We start from the raw sequence: 25,367 nt of genomic DNA, 5'->3' as shown, positions 1-25,367 counted from the left end.
TGATTCAGAAAAAGGACAACAAATAGAAACATTTACCAGTCCGAAACCAAAAACCAATTGGCTCCAAGTCGTGCCCACTACGTTCCAGCCAAATCAGATTCTTGCGGAGAACGGCATAAACCAAATAAAAAAAGAATACTTTAACATCATTATACTAATTTCTACTTGTAATTACAGGAGTCCATGTGATCATTAATAACTCCCACTGCTTGTAAAAACGAATAGATAATCGTTGGTCCTACAAATCGAAAGCCACGTTTTTTCAGATCTTTACTGATTTGTTGTGACAATTTTGTTTGAGCAGGCATTTCACTCATATCACTATAATGATTAATTATTGGTTTATTATCAACAAAATTCCAAATATAATTGGAAAATTTTTCACCTTTTTGATGCATTTCTTGAATCACACGAGCATTGTTGATCGAAGAATCGACTTTCAAGCGGTTACGGATAATACCTTTATCCTGCAACATTGCGTCTCGCTTTTCTTGATCGTAAGCCGCCACTTTGTCTATTTCAAAATCATCATATGCCTGACGATATGTCGCACGTCGCTTAATAATTGTTGCCCAAGATAATCCCGCTTGGGCTCCTTCTAACGTCAACATTTCAAAAAAATATTGCTCATCGTGGCTTGGTTTCCCCCACTCATTATCATGGTACGCCTGCATTGCTTCGGAACTGTTAGCCCACTCACATCTCATCTTTTTCTCCAAACTAAAAAAGCTGGCATACGCCAGCCTAATATGAATTATTTTTTCTTTTTATCAGTAAATCTTTTATTATCAATATCTGTTCTGACGATAATAACATCAGTTCTAGCATTTCTTGTGACATATTCAGAAACTGAACCGACCAACAAACGTGTTACGGCATTCATACCCGTTGAACCAATCATAATCAGATCATTCTTATATTCTTCAACAAATTCTTGAGAAATAACGGTTTTAGGTTCACCGAAACGAACGTGGATATCAATATCTTCTTCTTTGAAACCATCTTTAATGGCACCATCTTTTAATTCTGTAAGATACTTTTGCGCATCTTCGGAAAGTTGATAGATAACATCACCGTTCAACATACCGCCATGTAAACCAATGAATTGCTTTGTATCTAAGACTGTCAAAACATCGATGTGTCCACCGTTCATTTGTGCAACTGTTACAGCTTTTTTAAAAGCCATTTCTGCTTCTTTTGATCCATCTACAGGAACCAAAATCTTCTTATAGTCTTGTTCCATAATTCAATCCTCCAATGCACTTATTGAATACCTTCTAATGTAAGATTAATGCATTCATATATTTTATTCAATATTTTACAAAATTATTTGAAAGCCATTAATGTCCGTACTAACTGATTTGAAACGGATTCGTAATTCTCGAACATCGTCATTTCATCATCATACTCCGTCATTTGAGTTGAAAATATTCCGGTGAAAAGTTGTTCATAACTTTGAAAGTCATCAACAAAATTATTACACAAAGCAAAGGTCGGAACTTTTTGAGCTCCAGCGAGTCGACTCAAGTGATACAACATGTCATCATGCATTGCTTCACGGGAAATTTTATCGGTAGCGGTAATTAAAATATTAGTGGAACGAATCGTTTCTTCCATCCCTGTAACTTTTGCCACCCATTCAAATGACGATCTAGAAATTCGTGCATTAATCATTGCAAAAGCCCCAGCCAAAGTCTTAATCGAATCAGAATGAGGCATTGGGTGTATATCTAAATTATACTTCTGATTCATTTTTTCAGTGATAAAAACTAAATTATCTTCCAAAAAACTTTCTTGTGCTTCATTCAAATATTCAACGTTATCCGATAATTTTCGACCCGAATAATTCAATAGAACGGTCAAACGAGTTCTTCCACCTAATAATTGATAAACATCTTCCATATCGACACGAAAGGCATTAATCAAAGGGTTCTCACCCTCAGGAATCAGCTGACCATTTTCATCATAGATTTTAGCCCCTAAAGCTTGCAAGGCCCCTAGCCCACCGTCAGCCACAGCCGTCTTACCTAAGCAGAGCACAATATTTTTAATTCCATTAGTAACTGCATCTATGATAAATTCACCCAAACCATAACTTGTTGCATGAAACAAGTCATTTCGGTTTTTATTTTTTGCTAAATCAACTCCAACTACTTGCTCTGAATCCATAATAGCGGTAAGTTGACTACCGATCTGGGTAACAAGATAACGTCCCGTTCGATTTTCCCAAAAAGCATCAAAATAAGAAACCTCATCCCAATGCCCTCCAATAGTATGTTCTATTAATGCTGGCATCCCATCTTTACTATCAGTGACGGGCATGGTAATTATTTTTGCATCCGGCATAGCACGCGAGATGCCACTATAAATAGCTTGACCAATCTTAGTCGAGCTAATGTTATTACTATATTTTCCAGGTGCAATAATAAACTTCATGATAGGATGACTCTTCCTTTTTGATATAATGATTATTAGAAAAATATGCAGAGGTAGTTAAAGGTATGGTTGAAAATAATAAGCGTGTTCTAAACCTTGAAAAAGGTGTCAATTTTCGTGAATTAGGTGGTTACGAAACCGTTGAGGGCAAGACACTTAAGTTCCATAAAGTCCTCAGATCAGCTGGTTTAAGTGACCTATCAGACAATGATCTTAGTTTTTTAAGTAACTATGGCTTAAAGTACGATGTCGATTTTCGCTCACACGAGGAAGTAAACGATAAACCTGATCGTATTCCCGATGGTGCAGAGTATGTCTTCGATCCAGTTTTTGAAGCCGACGAAACTGAAGCTTCCAAAGTTCAAAATGATAATTTCATTCCCGAAATCGGTGGTGATCCTACTAATGGCTTCCACCATATGAAAGACGTTTATCGTGATATTATCACAGGTGACCAAGCTAAAGGCGCATATCGAACATTTTTTGATAAATTATTAACTAATGACCAAGATGATGATGTTTTACTTTTCCACTGTAGTGCCGGTAAAGATAGAACTGGTATGGGAGCCGTCTACCTATTAACCGTCCTTGGTGTTCCTATGGAAGAAATCAAGAAAGATTACCTATTAACCAATAAAGCCAACAAGGGCTTTGTTGACAACTTAATCTTGGATCTTGAAAACAAGGGTTACACTGACAAAAGTGTTTTAAGCTCTGTACGTGATTTAATGACGGTTCACTCTGATTATTTAGCTACCGCCGAAGATGAAATCGCCAAAATGTCTGGTAATATAAACAATTATATCAAAGATGAATTACAGGTAACTCCTTCTGAAATAAGAGATTTGAAGAAAATTTACTTAAATTAAGATATAATCTTCTAATTTTCAGAATATTGTTATCACATTTTCTTCACATTTAATGTTTATCATATAGTTTGTAAGTTAAAGGAAAGCAATTGATCTTAACTTACACCCCCCTTTTTAAACATATAGAAAACTATAATAGATAAAAATCTCATAATAAAAAATATAATTCACTTTTCCTCCCTGATTTGTGAATTTCCCTTAAAACTAAAAACAACTACTGTTCCCCTGCAGTGGTTGTTTTTTTGTTTGGTTATAACTAAATACCAACTAATATAATTGAAATATGTCGTCGTCCGCAAAAAATCTGTGGGCCACTGGAACGTGGTGGACACGACTTGGAGCTAATAATTCCGCACTTTGTGCGAAATCATGGATCTCCAAGCTCGGTCTTATACTAACCTTGCTACGCAAGCTAAGTATAACTTCACCACTGAGGGCCCACAGATTTTTTACTACCGACTGTATCCTTGGTTCTAATATTATCAAGCAAAATTGCAGTATTTTGATAACTTCAACTCTACACAAATCCAAATAAAACTTTTAAATCAAAAGAACGGCCTCTATTAATTATTCAAGTTATATATGTTTGAATACCTCATGAAGGTCGTTCTTATTTACTATTTAAATTTTCCAATAATTAGGATTTAATCCCCAGTAACAAAAAAGTTTTACGTCACAGTCAAACTTGAGTAAGAACCCTAACTGGTTGCCATTATTTATTTCAAAAATTTAGAAAGAAGATAATAAATAGAATCGTTTACCAGTCTAGAGTAAAAATTGAAAATGCGGTCAGCTGTGAAATAATTAGCTTCAAGCCGTGCCCACAGCGTTCCACCGCATTTTCAATTTTTGCGGAAGACGACATATTTATGTTCTCATCTTTTTATTCAAAAGCCTGTAATAATTCTGACTTATCCAAATTATCCTTTTGAGCACCGCTGACATCTAGCTTGATTTGGCCATCCTGAACCATAATCAAACGATTGCCATACTTCAAAGCGTCTGACATTTTATGTGTGATCATCATTGTAGTTAACTGCTGCTCTTTGACGATATTATCTGTGATTGACATTACTTCTTGGCTTGTCTTGGGATCTAATGCCGCTGTATGTTCATCTAGTAATAACAATTTGGGTTTACTTAAGGTTGCCATTAAGAGTGACAATGCTTGGCGTTGTCCTCCAGATAGGTACTTTACTTGTGTATTCAAAAAATTTTCTAGACCCATATTGAGTGTTTTCAATAAAGCTAAGTACTTTTCTTCTTCTGCTTTTTTCTGATACCACTTTAGACTGATTGTTTTCGTGTGACTTTGGGCCAAAACTAAGTTTTGCATCACGGTCAAATCTCCCGCGGTTCCCATTTTAGGATCCTGGAAAACTCGTGACATCCATTGTGATCGATAAGCCACTGACTTCTTAGAAACATTATGTTTTACCAAATCAATTTCCCCGGCATCAGCACTTAAAGTTCCAGCAATAGCATTCATCAGAGTGGACTTTCCGGCACCATTATTTCCAATGACGGAAATAAAGTCACCTTCGTAAACATTTAAATTAATATTTTTCAAAACGTGACGCTCGTTTCTAGTCCCGGGAAAGAATACTTTTTGCAGATGTTTTACTTGTAATACTTCCATCATCTTCGGCCTCCATTTGTGCTAAATACTTTTTCAATTGGCGTTTAGTTCTGATTCGATTTTGAATAATTGGTACGCAAATGACGATAATCAAAATTATCGCTGATAAAATTTTCAAGTCGTCAGCTGGGAATCCTAAACTCATGGCAACTGTCAAAAGGAAACGATAAACAATAGCACCTAGAACCATGGCTGACAATCTGATTAAAATATTATTACCACGTAAGAAAATTTCTCCGACTAAAACAGATGCTAGTCCAATAACAATAGTTCCAATTCCCATGCCAATATCAGCGTAACCATTATTTTGTGCAATCAAGGCACCCGACAAGGCAATCAATCCATTGGAAATCATGTAACCAAAAATAATCATCCCATCAGTATTAATACCATTGGCAGCGGACATATTTTTATTATCACCAGTTGCCATCAGCGATAAGCCCAAACGGGTTTTAAAGAGCCAGTAAAGTACTGCCATCACAATAATAACTACGATGATTCCTAACATGATAGTTTGCATATCAACCGTTAAATCAGCTGGTAAATAGCCTGTTAAAACTTTTTGAGTCAAAAGTGGCACATTGGATTTTCCCATGATATGCATGTTGATAGAATACAAGCCTGTCATCGTTAAAATTCCGGCTAATAGTGAGGGAATCTTCAATTTAGTATCGAGAATTCCTGTAATCAATCCAGCCACACAACCTGCTAAGAAACCAGCAATTGTTGCAGTAATAGCTGATTGTCCTTTGATCATCAAACTGACTGTGATAGCTGCTCCAAAAGGAAAACTACCTTCAGTTGTCAGATCTGGTATATCTAAAATTCTAAATGTAATAAAGACACCAATTGCTAAAGGAGCCCACAGTAGACCTTGTCCTAAACTAGATATAATCATTTTTATCACCTATGGTTTCGTAATTTTACTTGGATCGATGCCGATAGCCTTAGCGTTAGCCTTATTAATGTAAAGTCTCAAAGTATGTGAAGTTTCAACTGGCATATCTTGAGGTTTCTTCTTTTCAATCAAAATTCTATAAGCCATCTTAGCAGTCTGTTTACCTAAATCACGATAGTTAATGCCATATGTAGCAACACCACCATCTTCAGCCATTTCAATTGAACCTGTAACAACTGGTAACTTGGCTTCGCGAGCTTTTTTACCAATTGTTTTCATAGAACTAGCCATTAAGTTGTCAGTTGGCAAGTAAATTCCAGAAACTTTATCAGCCATTCCCGATAATGCACTGGCAACATCATTAGTACTTGTAACACTAACCACGTTCAATTTAAGATGATGATTCTTAGCGTATTCCCTGACCATTTTGACCTGCAAAACTGAGTTCTCTTCGGATGAATTGTACATGACACCAATAGGTTTAGAACTCTTAGTCAAAGTTGTTAACAGTTTGACTTGTTTATCCACGGGACCCAAATCTTTGGTACCAGTAACATTGGTTGCTGGTTTACGATCATCCTTCACTAGTCCAGCACTCTTCAAATTAGTTACCGCTGTAACAACGATTGGTGTTGATTTAGTTTTCTTAGCCAGTGCTTGTGCTGAAGGAGTTGCGATTCCTAAGATCAAATCGTTCTTCTTTTGTGTTAATTGTTGAGCCATTGAATTTAAATTGGCTTGATCCCCTTGTGCATTTTGGTAATTGTAATTAATTTTTATTGATTTATCGTGCTGTTTAATTTTTTTATTTAATTCTTCTTTAAAACCTTTACGTGCCTCATCCAATGAACCGTGAGGTACCACTTGCAAAATTCCCACATTGATTGTTTTCTTGTCTGCAGCTGAATTATTAGCACACCCTGCTAGAATAACTGCCGCCATAATTGTCATTAATCCGATTAAATATTTTTTCATGAAAAACCCTCCTGAGAATATAAAAAAACCAGCTAGATTCGTATTGAATCTAACTGGTTTGCCCGGGCGCAATTTATCTCCAGATAGATTCAACCCGTATCTATCTGGCTTCAAAGACATGTTTAATAGCTTTAGCCAATCAATAGATACGAACACGTACGCGTTCGCATCCAGAGACTGAATACAAACGCTATCTAAAGAAAAAGCTAAAGGCAAATTGATTATTCAAATGTGACAACTGTTTACTAATTTTCATAATAAAGTTCTCCTCGTTTGCAATTTACAGTCTCTAGTTAAACATTCAAAAATTAATATGTCAATAATTTTATTAAAATAATCTAATTTAACTTTTACAGGTACTTTTTAGTACCTACTGTACTTTAAAGTACGTAATTGTTTATTTCTCCCAACCACATATAATGATTCACATACTCATTATTCGCTGTAGGAGGGAAATAATTATGAATAAAAAAGTTTCATCAACTTGGATCCTTTTATCATTGGCTATCAGTGCCTTTGCTATCGGATCTACTGAATTTATCAGTGTAGGAATCATGCCACTATTAACTAAAACATTTGGCATCTCACTTGCACAAGGAGGCCTAACCGTTTCTATCTATGCTACCGGAATCATGTTTGGCGCTCCCATCTTAGCTTTAATCACTAATCGCTGGGACCGTAAAAAATTATTGATTGGTATCATGATCAGTTTCATCATCGGAAATACTCTGGCCGCTCTCGCACCTAGTTTTGCTATTCTTTTAGCCGGTCGTGTTATTGCAGCACTTTCTCATGGAATCTTCATGACGATTGCATCTCTGATTGCAGCCGACGTCGTGGCACCTAATAAACGTGCTTCAGCGATTGCCGTCATGTTCACCGGTCTAACTGTTGCTACAATTACCGGCGTTCCATTAGGAACTTTTATCGGTCAAACTTTTAACTGGAGAATGTCCTTTTTCTTCCTAGTTGCTTTGGGACTGATCGGTTTGATTACAAATATCATCCTAGTACCAAGAGAACTACCACTACCAAAACCAACTAGTGTTAAAGGTATCTGGAAGATTCTTAAACAACCGCAATTACTCTTGATTTTACTTATTACAGCTTTAGGCTACGGAGCAACATTCCCCGTTTACACTTACCTAACAACCATTTTGAATAAAAATATGGGCTGGTCAGAAAGTGCCATTGTCATTATTCTAATTTTTTACGGAGTGGCTGTTGCTATTGGTAACACTCTCGGTGGAAAATGGGCTAACAAACGACCTCTAACCGCTCTTTTAAAAATGTTTCTTGGTTTAGGAATTGCTCTATTGATTACCCGCCTAGTCATTAACTTTCACTTCTTAGGTTTACTAGCTATTCTCTTATTGGGCTTATTTGCCTTTATGAACGTTCCTGGCCTGCAGTTATACATTGTTCAACTAGCCGAGAAATATACGCCTAATGAAGTCCCATTGGCTTCTGCACTAAATATTTCCGCCTTCAACGTAGGAATCACTTTAGGTTCAACAATTGGTGGACAAGCCGTAGCTCACAATCAACTTATCAATACACCTTGGTTAGGCATTGTGATGCTAGTAATTGGAATTATTTTAATCGCCGTTCTTATCAAAATGGAGAATAGTCCTGAAGTCGAACCAGAAGTAGAAAATTGCTAAGACCAAATAGTGATGTTAATATACAAATACTAAGGAGGATGGCTTTTATGAAACAAGCAATTTATAACATTGGCGTTGAAGATACAATGAGAATTATCGGTGGCAAATGGAAACCAATTATTCTTTGCCATCTTAAGCATGGCATCATGCGAACTGGAGAATTGCGTCGAGCCATCCCCAATATCACTCAAAAAATGTTAACTCAACAATTAAGAGAATTAGAAGATGACGGTATTATCAATCGTAAAGTTTACAGTCAAATTCCACCGAAAGTCGAGTATTCTTTAACTGATTACGGTGAGTCTCTTAACAAAATTCTCGAAGATCTTTGTGTTTGGGGTGAAAAGGATATTGAACGTCGCAAACAAAAAGGTGAAAATATCATCTTACTAAACAAAGAGGATGTATCCGCGGATCCACTTCCCTATGCAGATTAAGTATGCCGGTCTCCACAACAAGAAAATTTGGCTGGAACGCCATGGGCCAACTGGAAGCTAATAAATTTGCACTTTGTGCAAATTCATGGATCTTCAAGTTCGGCCTTTATCTAAGCAATAAATTGCTAAGATAAATTTCATGGCTGAGCCAATTTTCTTGTTGCTCCGGCCTAAATACCAATTCTATCTAAATTTTTATTTCAAAATAATAGCATCTATTCTGAATTTCAATCCCTACTAAAAAGTAAAGATTGCTGTTCTAGAATAGATGCTATTTTTGTTTTTTGAGCTGATTGAGATAAAGAATAAAACACGTTCCAGTGGTCTACAGAAGATTTTGCGGACGACGTCAGTTTAACACTAATTTATTTTACAATCGTAACATCTGTTGTAGGGACAAATTCATTTGTTGCTACTCGATAATAAGTTTTTCCATCTAAATACGCTAAACGATCCACTTGCCAATTTGTTTGAGCGGAAAGATTTCTTTGAGGTACGGTCTGTCCTTGTGCATCGACTAGTTCATTATTTTGGTTACCTGTTTGCACAATAAATGTCTGCGGTTGATAAACATAAACTTCATCGTCTTTAACCCATTTATTAGTTGCCACGCGATAATATGTGGAACCATCTTTCATGCTTTTATCACTCAACCAATTCGTTTGTGGAGCTAATTTATCAGTCGTCTTCTCAACATCATCATTATAAATTCCAATTTTTTTATCAGGCAATGTCGTCACTAGATGGCTTACAGAGCTTACCTGGCCCTTTGAATCATTTTTCTTATAAGTTACTCTCTCCGGTGAAGAAACGATGTAACGTCCCCTAGTAGCCTGTAATTTAGCCACATTGACCGTGAATGTAATTAAATTTTTATCAACCTTATAACCATTTTTTTGCGGAATTTTAATTGTTAGGGTCGCAGTTCCGTTTTTGAGTGTTCCTTTAACATTCTTATTAACCAAATGCTGATTGAGATTATTAGGAATATTAACATCGAATACAGCTAAATTTTTAGCACTGCTAGCAATTCCTACGTACCTCGCTTTAATTAATTGCCTACTCTTAACAACGTGCTTATTGCCGTTTTTATCGGTAATCAACCATGTCTGTAAGGTATCGTTACCATTTTGATCTTGCCCCAAATATGAATGTTTAAGTGAAAAATTAGGTGACAGAACCATTCGTTTCAAATTAGTTCCTGATAAAAGGCCTGTTGTCTTAACTCGCTTATTATCCCAATGACTAAAATCTAATTCTTTTAAATCCTTGGCACCACTGAACATATGATTCATTTTTTCGACATTAACGATATTCCAATTAGAAATATTCAAAATTTTTAATTGATCAGTTCGCATAAACATAGCTGACATATTTTTTACATTAATAACATTCCAGTTAGAAACATTCAAAGATTCTAATTCAGGATTAGAACTGAACATATTTTTCATATCCAAGACATTACCGGTATCCCAATTTGTAACGTTAATTATTGATAAACCTGTGTTATTGAACATATAACTCATATCCATAACTCCAGAAACATCCCAAGTTGAAACATCAACTGATTTCAGACTGCTCAAACCATCAAACATATGACTCATATCTTTTACATTGCTAGTATTTAATCTATCAGCATTCTTAATTTCAATTAAACCAGAAGTTCCATCTAGATTATTTCCTAAACCCGTAAAAAGCCAAGACGAATCTTGTGGCAAATAAACATTTCCATCAAAAACGATTCTCTTTATATCCTGCTTTTCATCAGCAAATTTAACTTTAGAATATTTAGTTTCATCAACTGTCAAACTTTTCCCCAAAGAACCACTAGCGAGGGTTCCTGATTTGATATGTAAAACATCATCATTGGAAATATACCACTGACTTGTTCCATCGGTACCAGCATACTTGATACTGCTGAGTGTCACATTCGTATCATCCAAATTAGTCGGATCAGACTGTGCTTGAACTTCAGTACCATTGGCAAATAATCCCAGAGCCATAAACAACCCCAGTGAACTAATCAAAATACTTAATTTATGTCCCCTATTCAAATCATTCCAGCCCCCTCTTTTAATTAAAGTAATTATAGCACCATATAATTTATACAATAGTGAGTTTTTTCAAGACAACAAAAAAGGAAGCCCATTGGACTTCCTTAACTTACTAGTACTATTTGATTAAATAGTATATTTGAATGTGTGATGTTTTGAAATTCTATCTTCTGAGTATACTGCTAAAGCAATTAGTGCTAAACCAGCAACTGGAATGGAGTATCGGCTTTGTAAAACGAATAAAATCATTAATAACATGGCCACTACCGCCATTAGTGCAACTTTCATGAATTTTACGTTTCTTGTTGTCATAATATCCACCCCTTAAGTGTTCTTTCTCTTTTTTCCATAGATGATAGTATCATGGTAAAAAGTGATTTACAACCCATTAAATCAGTACTTACAGCCGTTTTCAAAGTTCTGCTTTTCTTTCTAATAAACCATATTATTATCTTAGAAAAAATTAAGGCTAGACCTCTACTCCAGCTAGGATTTCAGAAAACAATCAAAGTTTTCTAAGATATTTTCTTTCGAATATTAAAATTAAACTTATTCAATTATTTTTAAATTTATTTATCCTATAAGTGTTGGTGTGACGGTCTTTACAAACAGTTGTTAATTATTAGTGAACACTTACTTATTATGATTAACTTATAGCTTTTTTAATTTCATTCATAATTCTTCAAAAAAAAATAGAACTAGGCAATCAAAATACGATTACCTAGTTCTATTTTTCTTAATACTCAAGAATTAAATATTTTATTCCCAAGTCCAGTTTTGTACTTCTGGTAAATCATCACCGTATTCACGGATGTACTTGTTGTGTTTATCAACAATAGCTTCCATTTCATCAGCAAAGTCGCTAGCACCGTCGCCTTGTACAGCAACAGCAGCTTCTTCAGCTAAGTGGAATCTATCCATCTCATTAACAACACGCATGTCGAATGGTGTCGTGATATCACCATTTTCACGGTAGCCATGAACGTATAGATTATGATTTGCACGGTCAAAGAAGATATCTTTAATGATGTCTTCGAAACCATGGAAGGCAAACAAGACTGGCTTGTCAACTGTGAAGATTGAATTGAATTGTTCATCAGTTAAACCACGAGGGTCTACTCTTGGTGATCTCAACTTCAATAGATCAACAACGTTGACATATCTGATCTTAATTTCTGGTTTTTCTTTTCTTAGAATACTGATAGCAGCTAATGATTCAAGGTTAGGTTCTGTACCAGCAGAAGCGATAACGATATCAGGATCACCGTTGTCATTTGATGCCCAGTCAATAACCTTCAGTCCCTTATCAGCCAACTCTTCACCTTCCTCAATTGAGTAGAATTGAGGTCTTGGTTGTTTTGAAGTTACCAATAAGTTGATCTTTTCTTGATCATCCAAAATCTTAGGCATAACAGCAAGCAATGAGTTTGTGTCAGCTGGGAAGTATTCACGGATGTATTCTGGTTTCTTTTCAGCCAAGTGAGTAATGATACCTGGGTCTTGGTGAGTGTAACCATTATGGTCTTGTTGGAAAGCAGTTGATGTAGCAATAACGTTTAGTGAAGGATATTTATTTCTCCAACTCAATTCGTTAGCTTTTCTTAACCACTTGAAGTGTTGTGTCAACATTGAGTCGACAACTCTTAAGAAGGCTTCGTAACTTGCGAACATACCATGACGACCTGTCAAAGTATAACCTTCATTAAATCCTTCAGCTTGATGTTCTGAAAGTTGTGAATCAATAATACGACCAGCTGGTGCTTCGTATTGATCGTTAGGTTCATGAACAGGTTCCATCCATTGACGAGGACTTGCTTCGAATGCACCATACAAACGGTTAGACATTGTTTCATCAGGTCCAAATAGTCTGAAGTTATCAGGGTTATTCTTGATAACGCCATTCAAGTATTTACCTAATTCAATCATATCTTGAGCATTTGTTGCACCACGCTTGTCAAAGTTCAAAGCGTAATTCTTGTAGTCTGGTAGTTTAAGAGGTTTTGGATCAACCCCACCATTAACGATTGGGTTCATAGCCATTCTGCTTTGACCCTTAGGAGTAATAGCGGCGATGTCTGACTTCAAAGTACCATTTTCATCAAATAGTTCATCTGGTTTGTATGATTCCAACCATTCAACCAATTTGTCTGCATGTTGCATATCATTTTGGTCAACAGGAATTGGAATTTGGTGAGCTCTGAATGAACCTTCAATAGGTTCGCCATCCCATGTCTTTGGACCAGTCCAGCCCTTAGGTGCACGGAAGATGATAACAGGCCACTTAGGCATCTTAGCTTCTGAAGCTGGATGTTTTCTAGCTTCTTCTTGGATGCTCTTGATCTTTTCGATAGCAGCATCAACAGTCTTAGCCATCTCTGGATGCATCTTTTGAGGATCTGTTCCTTCAACGAACATTGGATCCCAACCCATACCTTCAAAGTACTTAGTTAGATCTTCATCACTCTTACGTGACAAGATTGTTGGGTTAGAAATCTTGAAACCATTTAGATTCAAGATTGGTAAAACAGCACCATCATCAACAGGGTTAATGAAGACATTTGAGAACCATGAAGCAGCCAATGGGCCAGTTTCAGATTCACCATCACCAATAACTACTGCAGCGATTTCGTCAGGGTTATCAAGAATTGCACCAACACCGTGTGATAGAGAATAACCTAATTCTCCACCTTCATGCATTGATCCTGGTGTCTCAGGAGCAGCATGAGATGCAACACCACCTGGGAATGAGAATTGCTTGAAGAGCTTTTGCATACCCTTAGTATCTTCTGTGATTTCAGGATAAGTTTCAGTATAGCTTCCATCCAAATATGAGTTGGAAACCATAACTTGCCCACCATGGCCTGGGCCTTCAATATAAAACATTTTTAGTCCGTACTTGTTAATAGCACGGTTCAAATGAGCATAAATAAAGTTTTGACCAGCAATAGTTCCCCAATGTCCAATTGGATGAACCTTAACATCACTAGCTTTTAATTCACGTCTTAATAAAGGATTATCTTTTAAATATAATTGTCCAACAGAAACATAGTTGGCTGCACGCCAATATTTATCAACTAAACTTAAATATTCTTTTGATGAGTAATCAGTCATTACCAGCACACTCCTTAAGTTTTTACAATGTAATCATAACTAGTTTTTGAACAAAAGTCAACCACTTTTATAATTGGTTCGACCCAATTATTGAAAATGCTTACTTATTACCTAGATCAACAAATGAATCATACTTAAAATATTTATAATGAAGCTTCATTGTTGAGAATTCGAATGGAGTTCCATCATCTAGGAAGAAAATACCTTCCATGAGCCCCACGGGTTCATTAGCGGATAAATTCAACAATTCCTTCCCTTCTTCATCAGATGGTTGCGCCGAAATTGTTAAGTAAGTTTTATTAACTTCTTTTCCCAACTCAGACTCTACATAATTAAAGATAGATTCGGAAGCAATTTGCTCAGATAATTCAGGAGCTAATTTAATAGGGATATAACCCGTTTCGATCATGAATGGAACATCGTCTAGGAAACGTAAACGTTCGAATGAATAAACAAATTCACTTGGCTTTAAAAACAAATTGTCTTGTAAGTCCTTATCAGGATGAACAACATCGAATTTTAGTACCTTTACCCCTGGCTTTTGTCCGTTTGCATTGAAACTATCAGTGATACCCAAATTCTTACCACTATAGCTGAACGACGAACCTTGTTTCAAATATAAGGGATTAACAAAAGTACCAGAGCCACGCTTTTTAAAAATAATTCCTTGATCAGCCATTAATCCTAAAGCACGTTTGATAGAACTTCGACTGACGCTATAGCTTTCTGCAAGAGAACGTTCATCTGGTAGGCGCATATCGGAGTATTCACCGTCATCAATTGACTTCTTTAAAGATGTAATAATTTTTTGATAAACTAAATCTGCCATAATTTTCCTCGTTTCATAAATTGGAGCGGCCCAATTTTATACATGGTAACTATCTTTCGGGTTCAGTATACCTTATAATCAGTTTCATTTACATACCAGAAAAATATTGGTCTCTTATTTTCTTTCTTACTTTCCGATATTGCTAGAATATGATTGTTAATATTAATAAAAAGAGTGTTCATATCAATCAATATAATATCGATTGATATGAACACTCTTTTAGTTAGGAGTATATTCTCAACTTTATAATCTATCTACTAATTCAATACTTCAAATTCTTGATCTAAGTTAACTGGAAATTCTTTTGGTTCTTTTTGATTTTTAATCAAGTCATCAGTCATCTTAGTAGCATAAACCTTTCGATTACCATAGGGAACAAAGTACATGATCTTGTTAGTTAAGTCTAATGCTGTTTGATATTGAGTATAACTTGATTCACCATTGGCCTTGATATTAACGCCACGAGGAATTGTTACACTATCAAGCATATGCAAGATGGTATTAACAGCTTGATGACTGTCCTTAGGTGTTTCCGTATTTTGACGCATGAAAGCTGTTCTAACAAATCTATCAACAGCAGTATAGCCACCAGGCAATCTGAAAGTACCATTTTGACCTAATGGAATAACTTCTTGGTCACCAAATGTCTTAGCAGAAAAGTTAGTTGTTTGAGCGCCTAAATAATTAGCCAAGTTAGTCTTATGCCAATTGTAGTCTGGTGTATTAGTCATAACTCCAACTTTATCTTCTTGAAGAATTAGACCATTCCCTTCTGGTTCAAGGATGTAAGTAGCACCTGTGGCGTCACTAAAAATCCAGTGCAATGGTTGATTCTGTTTCATAACACCACGATCTGATTCGATTAAATGAACTTGTTTGAGATTCTCTTTCAAATCTTCAATTGATTTATTATTACCCAAAGCCCAGAGGATAAATTCTTCAGCAACCAGATTCATTTCACCTTCAACAGGTTCTTTGTCATATTTAGCAGCATTGGCAAAATACAATTCAGCGGCTGACAAACCGTATTCATTGAAACCATCAGCCACCATGTAATTAGCGCCATACTTAGCACCTGTTCCCATGACAGCGTATTTACTGTTATATTCCTTCTTATCATATGAAGAAACCCATTGATAATTTTCCGGTAAAAATGTTGGACGACCATTTAATTCAAAGGCAAAATCCATTGTTCTGGCTAAAAATTTTGAGCCATCTAAAGCTTCAAGACTGAGACTAGTACACATATATTGTTCTTCCTTTCAAAGACCTTATTAAAATTATTATTATCTTAATTTTTAACATTATCAAGAATTTTATTTTATGAATTTTAATAATAACCACTTTTTGAATAATATGATAAGCTGACTGTATAAACAGATTTTCTGGAGGTAGATTCATGACTGTAGATATTAAAAAAGCCCAAGACGTGTACAAAGACGCCGGGGAAAGTGTTATTTTTACAACATTGATGTTGAAGCGTGACGATTTAGAGGCTAGCCGTGATGCTATTGCTGAATTCTCCGATATGTCTAATTCAATTATCAACAGTATGCGAATTCGTGACCCCGAAGCTCAAGCACATATTGCTTGGGGATTTGGATCAGATGCATGGGATTATCTTTTCCCAAATGCTCCAAAGCCAAAAGAATTAGAAAACTTTAAAGAAATCAAAGGACCTAAATATACAGCTGTTTCAACACCTGGTGATTTATTCATTCATATCCGCTCTAAAAAAATGGCCGTATGTTATGAATTAATGGACCAATTCATGGAAATCTTACGTCCTATTACAACTGTCGAAGATGAAACTCATGGTTTTAGATATATGGAAGGTCGTTCGATTGTTGGTTTTATTGATGGAACCGAAAACCCTGCTGGTATCGAATCAATGGATTACACTTTAATTGATGAAGAACAAGATTCTGAATTTGTTAACGGTTCATACGCTTTTGCTCAAAAATATATCCACAATATGGATGCTTGGAAAAAGTTAAAGACTGAAGATCAAGAAAAGGCTATTGGTCGTCACAAATTCTCTGATCGTGAACTAACTGATGAAGAAAAGTTACCTAATGCTCACAACGTCGTTTCTAAAGATGAAGAAGGTGGCGTCGAACATAAGATTGTCAGAATGAATGTACCATTCTCAGATCCAGCTAAAGATGTAACTGGTACCTACTTCATTGGCTATTCCAAAGATTTTGCAATTACTAATCGTATGTTAACTAATATGTTTACTAAGAGTGACCGTTTATTAGATTTCAGTACTCCGATCACTGGTAATTTATTCTTCATCCCATCTAAGACTACTTTAGAAAAAATTGCTGACGGGGATTATTAGTGTTCCCTGTGAAACATTTATGAAACAAAAAAGGAATCATTTCCATCCATTTGGAAATGATTCCTTTTTTGACCTCATTTAGTTTGTATACTTCCACAAACGTCTAACAAATAGCAATGATAGTAAAAACATCAACGATCCCGAAAATACTAAGGATACTCTACCCAAAATAAATGCTGGATCAACGGTCATTTCAATCACACTAAGCATAATTGAAACTAAAACCAGAAGTGCTGTCTTTTTTAGTATCATGGAAATTGCCTCCCCTATTTGATACGACTAGATTATATCAGTCTCATGTCCACTTGGCATTATTTATTTTGGAAAGATAACATGAATGCCGGCGAAGAACAAAATCAGGCCAACAGCAAGGAGTGCATAATAAACTACTTCTTTTTTTGCCTTGAAAGAAACTGCCATAACAGCAATCCCCACAATGAATAGTAAGATTGATAAAATTATTTGCATATATTAACACTCCTTATAATTGATATTTAGTATACTTAGGTTATGATATATTATGCTTTTCATGTGAATAATTTTTATATTATTTAACTTTTCAAAAATATTTCGCCGAATTTTACATAATTATCTTTTTTAACTCTACTTTTATCTTTATACTAGATAGGGTACTTCTTTTTTGTAGGGGAAAACATAAATGGCTGTATTAAAACGTGTATTTTCAGATAAGGTGCTATGGATAGCTGGGGCAGCAGCAATTCTAACATCGATCTTTATTAGTCCACCACAATTGATGGATATTAATTGGAAGACACTTGCTTCACTATTATCTATGATGATTATAATCCAAATTTATGACTATTTGGACTTTCTAAAATATTATGCCGCGTATATGACGCATAAAGCGAAAACTACACGTCAGATGATATTCATGTTAGCCTCTTTAGCATTCTTTGGAGCTATGTTCTTAACTAATGATGTTACAATTTTAACCTTAGTTCCTTTATTTTACCAACTATCTAAGCATATCAAAGTAAATCCAATTTTCCCGGTTATAATTATTACTATGGCCGCTAATCTTGGTAGTATGTTTACACCATTTGGTAACACTCATAATTTATTCCTGCTGACACATTTTAACCTAGGAATTAAACAATTCTTTATCATGTCCACACCGATAACGATTGTCACTTTCCTAGCAATTTTTCTTTCAACTCGTTTCTTTGCCAAAGATCCAATCGAATTAACCGAGTTGCCTGCTGTTGAATTAAACATTCCAAGTTTAACTTTGACGGTCGCTGTCACAGTGATTATTTTTTTGGGAATTTTTTCAGTAATTCCTATGTGGGGTTCTTTGATTGCCGCAATATTGTTAGTCATCTTTATCAACCCTCATATTCTTGAATCGGTTGATTACTCGATTGTCTTGATCTTCATGTGTTTCTTTATTGCCGTTGGTAATATCAACCGTGAGCCAGCAATTGTTAATAATTTGCATCAATTTTTGCAAACAAGAACAAGCACATATTTAACTTCAATCATTACTAGTCAATTCATTAGTAACGTGCCAACCACAATCTTAGTTTCCAAGTTCTCCAAATTCGTCCATGCTATCTTCTTGGGTACGAATATTGGTGGCCTTGGTACTGTCGTCGGTTCATTGGCTAACTTGTTGGCTTTCAAACAATATCGATTTTTCTTTAAGAAAAATCCAGGAAAGTACTTAATGTATTTCACAATTATCAACTTTGCTATGTTAATAATTATTGGAACAATTGGTTATTTCCTAATAGATTTCGGATTGTAAAAGTCATTCAAGTGGATGGCTTTTTTATTATCTTTACTTGCTATTGAGAACGAAATACTTAGCAAAAAAAGTCCATATCAACTATACAAAAACTAGTCAATATGGACTTTTTCTAATTATGAATTAACAGTACTCTTATCTCTTAAATTAAAGTTCTTCCATTTTCTAACTTGGCGACTGTAATTATTGAATGGCGAAACAGCATTGATTCTGATCCACTTAGCAACAGGCCACATTGCTTTAGTCGTAGCCCACTTGCGTTCGCCTGGTTTGAACAATTCATCATGTGACATCTTATCGACCCATGAAATAAGTTCATCTACAGTGCTGCTTAATTCTTCTTTCTCATTAGCTATGCCATCTGAACCATACTTGATATTAAAATCATGGTAAAGCTCACGCATTTGATCCCACTTGTATCCAGGAGTTGGAGTAGTGATCTTTTCCCCACCAGCTTCAGTTTTTTCCCATGACAAAATCATATTAATCCATCCGACTTGATATGAGAGCATTTCACGTGGAGTCTTGTCCACTTGCTCAATTCTTTCATCGGCAACATCATCTGTTATACCCTCATATTCATCAATGAACTTATGATAACTCTCTTTAATTTGGTCTATTAGTTCTGCGGAATTTTTATATACCTGCATACCTTCGCTACCTTTCATTGATCTTGATTCTCAAACGAAAACATCCCAACTTCTATTATAGGCCTGAAATTGTCACTTTGGGTAAAAAAAGCTCATGATGTAGCAAAAAAATAGTGAGAAAGCGTTTTAATTGTGTTATATTAATAAGTTATACAAAAATTTCATGATTATTCTCATAATTGAAAGCGCTTGACATTTTAATTTTTTCTGTTAAATTAATACATGGAATCGATTCCATTAAACGAAGGATAGATATAAATGGCAACTATTAAAGAAATCGCAAAAAAAGCTGGTGTCGGTGTAGGAACAGTTTCTCGTTACCTCAACGATCACCCTTATGTTTCTGAAGATAAACGTAAAAAAATTCAGGCCGCAATTGACGAACTAGATTACACGCCCAGTGCTATCGCTACTCAATTACGTTCTCAATCAACCAAAAATATTGGTGTACTTGTTTCAAGATTGGCTAATCCTTTCTTTGCTGAACTATTTGATGCGATTGAAAGAAAACTCAATCTGTACGGTTATCAAGTTTTGGTCTCACAAACACATGACGATTCAGCTGCCGAACAACGTTTTTTGGATCAATTAAAAAACCATCAAGTTGATGGTGTCATCCTTGCCTCTGTGGAAAATCATGAGCTGGTTCGTTCTTTTGCACAGGCCTATCCACAGAAAGTGATTTTATTAAATGAAGAAAATAAATACCAGGATATTCAATCTGTTACCCTTAACCATTATCAGGCAACATTTGATGCTCTGAACTACCTCTTCAATCAAGGAAATCACCATTTTGTTTACATCACTGGTGGTAACTATGACGTTAAGAGCCATGGATATTCTCGAACTAAAGCTTTTCAAGACTTTGCTAAGCAACATCAACTCTCTATCAATCCCGATTGGATTTTTTCTCAAAAGCATACTGCTGCCGATGGACAAGAAATCGCACGTAATCTCATTAAGAATTCTAAAAATACTTTACCAGATGCCATCTTTACTAATTCAGATGAAGTTGCAATCGGTTTAATTGATGAACTACAAAAAAATAATATCTCGGTCCCAAAAGATATTGCAGTTATGGGTTATGATGATCAACCGTTTGCTCGTTTCGCGGCCGTTCCCCTAACAACTATTAGACAGCCAATCAGCGCCATGGCTAATAAAGCCGTTAATATTCTCTTGAGAAGTTTAACTGGTCAAGATGTTCCTGAAAATATTACTAATGAAGATTTAAAATTGAAATTGATAATTCGGAAAAGTGCCTAGGCATTTTTTTATAACTAATGTGGAATCGATTCCACTAAAAAATGGAGAAATTATTTATGTTATCAACAAATGATAATTGGTGGAAGAAAGAAATTTTTTACCAAATTTATCCTGCCTCATTCAAAGATTCAAATAACGATGGCATCGGGGATATTCGTGGTATCATTCAAGAATTACCCAAAATTCACTCTCTGGGAATAACAACCATTTGGTTATCGCCTGTTTATCAGTCACCGATGGTCGATAATGGTTATGATATTTCAGATTACAGAGCCGTCAATCCAATGTTTGGAACTATGAAGGATTTAGATGAACTAATTCAAAAAGCTAAAGATTTGAACATCAAAATCATTATGGATTTAGTGCTCAACCATACTTCTGACCAACATTATTGGTTTCAGAATGCCATTAAGAATCCTGATAGTCCCTACCGTAAGTTTTATATTTTCAAAGAAAGTAAAAATAATTTACCACCTAATAACTGGCGTTCCAATTTTGGAAAAGGTTCCTCTTGGACATTGGTTCCTGGTGAAACTAATCTTTACTACCATCACGTTTTTTCAAAACAACAGCCTGACTTAAACTGGGAAAATAAAGAATTACGTTTTGCGCTTTACGACATGATCAATTGGTGGCTAAAAAAAGGCATCGCCGGTTTTAGAATTGATGCCATCACCTTCATCAAAAAGGATCAAGATTTTGCTTCAATTACACCCGATGGTAATGATGGACTAGGTAAAGTTAAGCGTAAGGCCGAAAACCGTCCCGGTATTGATGTTTTTCTAAATGAGTTGAATCAACATACCTTTAAGCCAGCTAATGCCGTAACAATTGGTGAAGCTAGTGGTGTTCAATATAATCAATTAGATAAGTTTATTGGTAAAAAAGGTTATTTTTCAATGATCTTTGATTTTCATTATGCTGACATTGATGTCCGTTCCGGCTCAGAGTGGTATCACCAAACTAACTGGACTACTCAGGAATTAAATAACGCAATTATTAAGAGTCAGTTAGCCATTCAAAAGTACGGCTGGGGTGCTAATTTCTTAGAGAACCATGACCAACCGCGTAGTATCAGTAAATATATTAAGGATCCCAACTATCGTAATAAGATTGGTGCCAAAGCTCTAGCAATGCTTTTCTTCTTTCTCAGAGGTTGTCCTTTCATCTACCAAGGACAAGAATTAGGCGTTCAAAATGCACGAAGAACTTCCATTGAACAATTCAACGACATCTCTAGTCCTGATAACTATTATCGGGCCATTGAGGAAGGCTTCAGTACCAAGGAAGCACTCAAATTTGTCAATGATCGTTCTCGTGACAATGCCCGTCTGCCATATCCTTGGAGTAATGAAATCAATGATGGCTTCAATACCAGTCACAAAACTTGGATTGGTTTAAGCAAACATGATCCACAAATAAATTGGCAAACTGAAGATAAAGATGAAGATTCAATTTTAAATTTTTATCGTGAAATGATCAAAATCAGACAGACCTCATCACTTAAAGATGACCTATTGAATGGTGACTTCCTTCCAATCAAGAACTCCACTTCAACTGTTATTGCCTATCAACGTGGTCAACATGCACAAGTATTCGTCAATCTTAGTTCTCAAGTTACGCAAATTCAGCTTCCCCAAGGTAAAGTTCTCTTAAACAATTATTCAGATTCAAAATCAGAGGAATTGCTTCCTTATCAAGCAATTCTCATTGAGGTGAAAAACCATGGCTAAAGATTATAGTAAACTAGCACAACAAATTGTTAATCTCGTCGGCGTTGACAACATTGAGTCCGTGACACATTGCCAAACAAGATTACGCTTTGTGGTTAAAAATCGTAAACAAATTGATGATAAAAAAATTGAAAATCTCGATCTCGTCAAAGGTGTCTTCTTTGGCTCAGGTCAATATCAAGTTATTATCGGTACTGGTCTAGTTAACGATGTTTATGCTGCAATTGATAAATTAGGTACTGTTAATGCTATTTATGGAAAAGATGACGTCAATACTACGGAAAATGACGATAATTCCAATAAAACTAAATTGCAAAGATTCATGGCAATGTTATCTGGTATCTTCATCCCTATCATTCCAGTTATTGCCGCAACTGGTCTTTTCTTAGGTCTTCAAAGTGCCTTCACTAATGCACAAGTTCTAAAATTATTCGGTGCTGTTCCGTCTGATATTCCCACTAATGTCAACACTGTAATATCAGTTTTAACCGGAACTGTTTTCTCATTTTTACCAGCTTTAATTGTTTGGTCCACTTTTAGATATTTCAAGGGAACCCCCATCATTGGTATCGTTATTGGATTAATGCTTGTTTCACCTAGTCTACCTAATGCCTATGATGTTGCTGGTGGTTCTGCTAAAGCTATCATGCTTTTTGGTCATATTCCCGTTATCGGTAGTCAAGGATCTGTTCTAACGGCTTTAGTTGCTGGTTTCATTGGTGCTAAAATGGAAAATTATTTCCACAAACATGTTCCTAATGTATTAGATCAGATTATCACGCCCTTCTTAACCATGCTTTTAACTTTCGGTATCATGATTCTTGGCGTTGGACCTATTGTTCATTGGATTGAAAATCTTATGGTTGCCGGTGTCGAAGGTGTCATCAATTTACCATTCGGTATTGGTGGTTTCTTAATTGGTGCCGCTTATCCACTAATGGTTTTAGTTGGTATTCATCAAATGATGATTGCTATCGAAACATCACTTCTAGCCGCCACTCATTTGAATCCACTAATCGTTTTGGAAGCTATGTACGGTTTTGCCAACGTGGGTGTCGCTTTGGCTATGATTATGAGAACCAAATCTAAAAAAGCTAAGGCAACCTTTGTTGGAGCTTTCTCATCACAACTATTCGGTGTTTCTGAACCAACGCTTTTTGGTATTCTTATTAGATACAACTTCAGACCATTGATTGTCACGGTCCTTACTAGTGGTTTTGGTGCGGCCATTCTTAGTATATTCAAAGTAGCTGCCAACTCTTATGGATTAGCTGTTGTACCTTCTTATCTAATGTACATTTACAATGCTCGTGACTTAATTATTTATACAATCGTTTCTCTATTGACTGTTGTAGTGGCCTTCGTTGCTACCAACATGTTTGCCATTCCAAAAGAAATCTTAGTAGCCGATACTAAAGACAAAGATCCTATTCAAGACAATACCGTTTATGCACCTATTGATGGTCAAACTGCTGATTTAAAGACTGTTAATGATCCTGTTTTCTCATCCAAAATGATGGGTGAAGGAATTGCCATCAAACCAAGTACAACTGGAAAAGTTAATATTTACGCTCCTCAATCAGGTAAATTAAATGTTGTAGCCGATACTGGTCACGCTTATGGATTAACAACCGACAATGGTATTGAAATATTAGTTCACATTGGTATTGATACAGTCTCCTTAAACGGTAAAGGTTTCACTACTGCCGTTAAAATGAATCAAGAAGTCGCTAAAGGTGATCTACTAGGTACCTTCGATCCTAAGGTTATTCAAGATAACGGTCTTGATGATACTGTCATGGTCATTATTACCAATAGTAAAGACTACTTCCGTATCGAATCCGAACCAGACGAAACTATCAGTAGCGGTTCTGCTTTGATTGCCCTACAGCAACAAACAGAAACCTCAAAAGCACCATTGGCTACTCAAGGATAAAAGTATAAAATACAGTTTAAACAGTACTCCGGAGGCTATCCTGTCATGAAATACGAGTGGCGCAAACAAGAAAAAGAATTATATTCAACCAAAAGAAATCCTCAAATTTTATCAATTCAAAGTCAGAAGTTCACTTCTCTTCACGGTATAGGTGATCCCAACGGCTCTGAATTCAGTAAGAAAATTCAGACATTATATCCCGTAGCTTATGGAATCAAATCCGCCTATAGAAAATATGCTGTCGATAAAAATTTAGAGTTTGATGATTACGTAGTTTTCCCACTGGAAGGTGTTTGGTCCTTAACCGCTAAAGGACAGCAATTAGACCACTTAGACAAAAATGAATTCAGTTATGACATTATGATTCGTATTCCCAATTTTGTACCGGACGACGTGATTTCTGTTGCTTTACAAAACGTTAAAGAAAAGAAGAATCCTTCAGAGATAGATAAATTGGAAATCAAAACCTATCCTGCATTAGAAATAGCTCAAATTTTACATGTAGGTAGCTATGATGATGAACCTGCTAGTTTTGAAAAAATTGATCAGTTCGTTTCTGAACAAAATAAGCAACGTGCATCTAAAATTCACCGTGAAATCTATTTGTCAGATGCTCGACGTGTAGCACCTGACAAACGAAAAACTATTTTACGTTATCAAGTCAAATAAGATTTTCATTCAAAAACAGCCCAGTACGCTGACCATTAATATGGTTTATCGCACTGGACTGTTTTGTTGTTATTGCCAATTTCTATTGT

At 35.7% G+C, this 25,367-nt stretch carries 23 protein-coding genes; 9 read left to right on the top strand and 14 right to left on the bottom strand.

Annotation, left to right across the window (positions count from 1 at the left end):
• Positions 1 to 161 precede the first annotated feature (161 nt).
• The 3 genes from FC97_RS09265 to FC97_RS09255 all read right to left on the bottom strand — a co-directional run bounded on the left by FC97_RS09265 (position 162) and on the right by FC97_RS09255 (position 2,436).
• Entirely contained in the window at positions 162 to 707 is a 546-nt protein-coding gene (locus tag FC97_RS09265; RefSeq protein ID WP_056968134.1) for a DNA-3-methyladenine glycosylase I, read from the bottom strand.
• 47 nt (positions 708 to 754) lie between these two features.
• The gene (locus tag FC97_RS09260; RefSeq protein ID WP_025085399.1) at positions 755 to 1,243 is read right to left on the bottom strand and encodes a universal stress protein; all 489 of its coding nucleotides are present in this window, start codon (positions 1,241 to 1,243) and stop codon (positions 755 to 757) included.
• 83 nt (positions 1,244 to 1,326) lie between these two features.
• A complete protein-coding gene (locus FC97_RS09255; protein ID WP_054643459.1) occupies positions 1,327 to 2,436 on the bottom strand; it encodes a glycerate kinase in 1,110 nt (369 codons plus the stop codon).
• 65 nt (positions 2,437 to 2,501) lie between these two features.
• On the opposite strand from FC97_RS09255, the gene FC97_RS09250 reads away from it, so the two are divergent.
• Positions 2,502 to 3,305: a tyrosine-protein phosphatase gene (locus tag FC97_RS09250; protein ID WP_054643460.1), complete on the top strand. Its 804-nt coding sequence runs from the start codon at positions 2,502 to 2,504 to the stop codon at positions 3,303 to 3,305.
• Positions 3,306 to 4,188: 883 nt separating this feature from the next.
• Here the strand turns inward: FC97_RS09250 and FC97_RS09245 are convergent.
• Genes FC97_RS09245 through FC97_RS09235 form a run of 3 tightly spaced genes read right to left on the bottom strand, consistent with a single transcriptional unit; the run spans position 4,189 to position 6,817 of the window.
• The gene (locus tag FC97_RS09245; protein ID WP_082397579.1) at positions 4,189 to 4,947 is read right to left on the bottom strand and encodes an ABC transporter ATP-binding protein; all 759 of its coding nucleotides are present in this window, start codon (positions 4,945 to 4,947) and stop codon (positions 4,189 to 4,191) included.
• Entirely contained in the window at positions 4,892 to 5,842 is a 951-nt protein-coding gene (locus FC97_RS09240) for an ABC transporter permease (RefSeq protein WP_056968132.1), read from the bottom strand. The genes FC97_RS09245 and FC97_RS09240 overlap by 56 nt, the downstream gene beginning before the upstream one ends.
• 9 nt (positions 5,843 to 5,851) lie before the next feature.
• Positions 5,852 to 6,817 (bottom strand): ABC transporter substrate-binding protein, encoded by a 966-nt coding sequence (locus FC97_RS09235; protein ID WP_056968130.1) that lies wholly within the window; start codon positions 6,815 to 6,817, stop codon positions 5,852 to 5,854.
• A 461-nt stretch (positions 6,818 to 7,278) separates the two neighbouring features.
• Between FC97_RS09235 and FC97_RS09230 the strand changes: the two genes are divergently transcribed.
• Positions 7,279 to 8,481 (top strand): MFS transporter, encoded by a 1,203-nt coding sequence (locus tag FC97_RS09230; protein WP_056968128.1) that lies wholly within the window; start codon positions 7,279 to 7,281, stop codon positions 8,479 to 8,481.
• Between the two features lie 47 nt (positions 8,482 to 8,528).
• Positions 8,529 to 8,918 carry a winged helix-turn-helix transcriptional regulator gene (locus FC97_RS09225; protein ID WP_054643462.1) on the top strand — a complete coding sequence of 130 codons (390 nt, stop codon included), beginning with the start codon at positions 8,529 to 8,531 and terminating at the stop codon, positions 8,916 to 8,918.
• A 365-nt stretch (positions 8,919 to 9,283) separates the two neighbouring features.
• On the opposite strand, the gene FC97_RS09220 is transcribed toward FC97_RS09225, so the two are convergent.
• From FC97_RS09220 to FC97_RS09200, 5 genes are all read right to left on the bottom strand, one after another.
• Entirely contained in the window at positions 9,284 to 10,972 is a 1,689-nt protein-coding gene (locus tag FC97_RS09220; protein WP_054643463.1) for a BspA family leucine-rich repeat surface protein, read from the bottom strand.
• Between the two features lie 126 nt (positions 10,973 to 11,098).
• Positions 11,099 to 11,284 carry a hypothetical protein gene (locus FC97_RS09215; protein WP_025085405.1) on the bottom strand — a complete coding sequence of 62 codons (186 nt, stop codon included), beginning with the start codon at positions 11,282 to 11,284 and terminating at the stop codon, positions 11,099 to 11,101.
• A 447-nt stretch (positions 11,285 to 11,731) separates the two neighbouring features.
• Positions 11,732 to 14,083 (bottom strand): phosphoketolase family protein, encoded by a 2,352-nt coding sequence (locus FC97_RS09210; protein WP_056968126.1) that lies wholly within the window; start codon positions 14,081 to 14,083, stop codon positions 11,732 to 11,734.
• Positions 14,084 to 14,183: 100 nt separating this feature from the next.
• Positions 14,184 to 14,912 (bottom strand): GntR family transcriptional regulator, encoded by a 729-nt coding sequence (locus FC97_RS09205; protein ID WP_056968124.1) that lies wholly within the window; start codon positions 14,910 to 14,912, stop codon positions 14,184 to 14,186.
• A 257-nt stretch (positions 14,913 to 15,169) separates the two neighbouring features.
• A complete protein-coding gene (locus FC97_RS09200; RefSeq protein WP_054643465.1) occupies positions 15,170 to 16,159 on the bottom strand; it encodes a choloylglycine hydrolase family protein in 990 nt (329 codons plus the stop codon).
• Positions 16,160 to 16,311: 152 nt separating this feature from the next.
• On the opposite strand from FC97_RS09200, the gene FC97_RS09195 reads away from it, so the two are divergent.
• On the top strand, positions 16,312 to 17,256 hold the full coding sequence (locus FC97_RS09195; protein ID WP_054643466.1) for a Dyp-type peroxidase: 945 nt from the start codon (positions 16,312 to 16,314) through the stop codon (positions 17,254 to 17,256).
• Positions 17,257 to 17,334: 78 nt separating this feature from the next.
• Here the strand turns inward: FC97_RS09195 and FC97_RS13415 are convergent, their stop codons facing one another.
• Positions 17,335 to 17,508 (bottom strand): hypothetical protein, encoded by a 174-nt coding sequence (locus FC97_RS13415; protein WP_156314104.1) that lies wholly within the window; start codon positions 17,506 to 17,508, stop codon positions 17,335 to 17,337.
• Positions 17,509 to 17,571: 63 nt separating this feature from the next.
• Positions 17,572 to 17,724, bottom strand: a complete 153-nt coding sequence (locus tag FC97_RS13410) for a DUF6095 family protein (RefSeq protein WP_156314105.1) — start codon at positions 17,722 to 17,724, stop codon at positions 17,572 to 17,574.
• A gap of 190 nt (positions 17,725 to 17,914) precedes the next feature.
• Here FC97_RS13410 and FC97_RS09190 point away from each other — a divergent pair, with 190 nt between their 5' ends.
• On the top strand, positions 17,915 to 19,024 hold the full coding sequence (locus FC97_RS09190) for an SLC13 family permease (RefSeq protein ID WP_056968122.1): 1,110 nt from the start codon (positions 17,915 to 17,917) through the stop codon (positions 19,022 to 19,024).
• 116 nt (positions 19,025 to 19,140) lie between these two features.
• Here FC97_RS09190 and FC97_RS09185 read toward each other — a convergent pair whose 3' ends face one another.
• Positions 19,141 to 19,692, bottom strand: a complete 552-nt coding sequence (locus FC97_RS09185; protein ID WP_054643467.1) for a ClbS/DfsB family four-helix bundle protein — start codon at positions 19,690 to 19,692, stop codon at positions 19,141 to 19,143.
• A 240-nt stretch (positions 19,693 to 19,932) separates the two neighbouring features.
• On the opposite strand from FC97_RS09185, the gene FC97_RS09180 reads away from it, so the two are divergent.
• From FC97_RS09180 to FC97_RS09165, 4 genes are read left to right on the top strand one after another with little or no spacing between them, the layout of a single operon-like run.
• Entirely contained in the window at positions 19,933 to 20,940 is a 1,008-nt protein-coding gene (locus FC97_RS09180) for a LacI family DNA-binding transcriptional regulator (RefSeq protein ID WP_056968120.1), read from the top strand.
• 56 nt (positions 20,941 to 20,996) lie between these two features.
• On the top strand, positions 20,997 to 22,673 hold the full coding sequence (locus FC97_RS09175) for an alpha-glucosidase (RefSeq protein WP_054643468.1): 1,677 nt from the start codon (positions 20,997 to 20,999) through the stop codon (positions 22,671 to 22,673).
• A complete protein-coding gene (locus FC97_RS09170) occupies positions 22,666 to 24,609 on the top strand; it encodes a sucrose-specific PTS transporter subunit IIBC (protein WP_054643469.1) in 1,944 nt (647 codons plus the stop codon). Before FC97_RS09175 ends, FC97_RS09170 begins: the two co-directional genes overlap by 8 nt.
• A gap of 45 nt (positions 24,610 to 24,654) precedes the next feature.
• Complete coding sequence (locus tag FC97_RS09165; RefSeq protein WP_054643470.1) at positions 24,655 to 25,278, top strand: GyrI-like domain-containing protein; 624 nt, start codon at positions 24,655 to 24,657, stop codon at positions 25,276 to 25,278.
• The last annotated feature ends 89 nt before the right edge of the window (positions 25,279 to 25,367 follow it).

Origin of the sequence: Companilactobacillus kimchii DSM 13961 = JCM 10707, from assembly GCF_001435445.1 — a bacterium.
In the GTDB taxonomy this organism is placed as follows: Bacteria; Bacillota; Bacilli; order Lactobacillales; family Lactobacillaceae; genus Companilactobacillus; species Companilactobacillus kimchii.
Note: the sequence above shows the minus strand (reverse complement) of the source record. Positions and strands in the feature narration are given on the sequence as shown.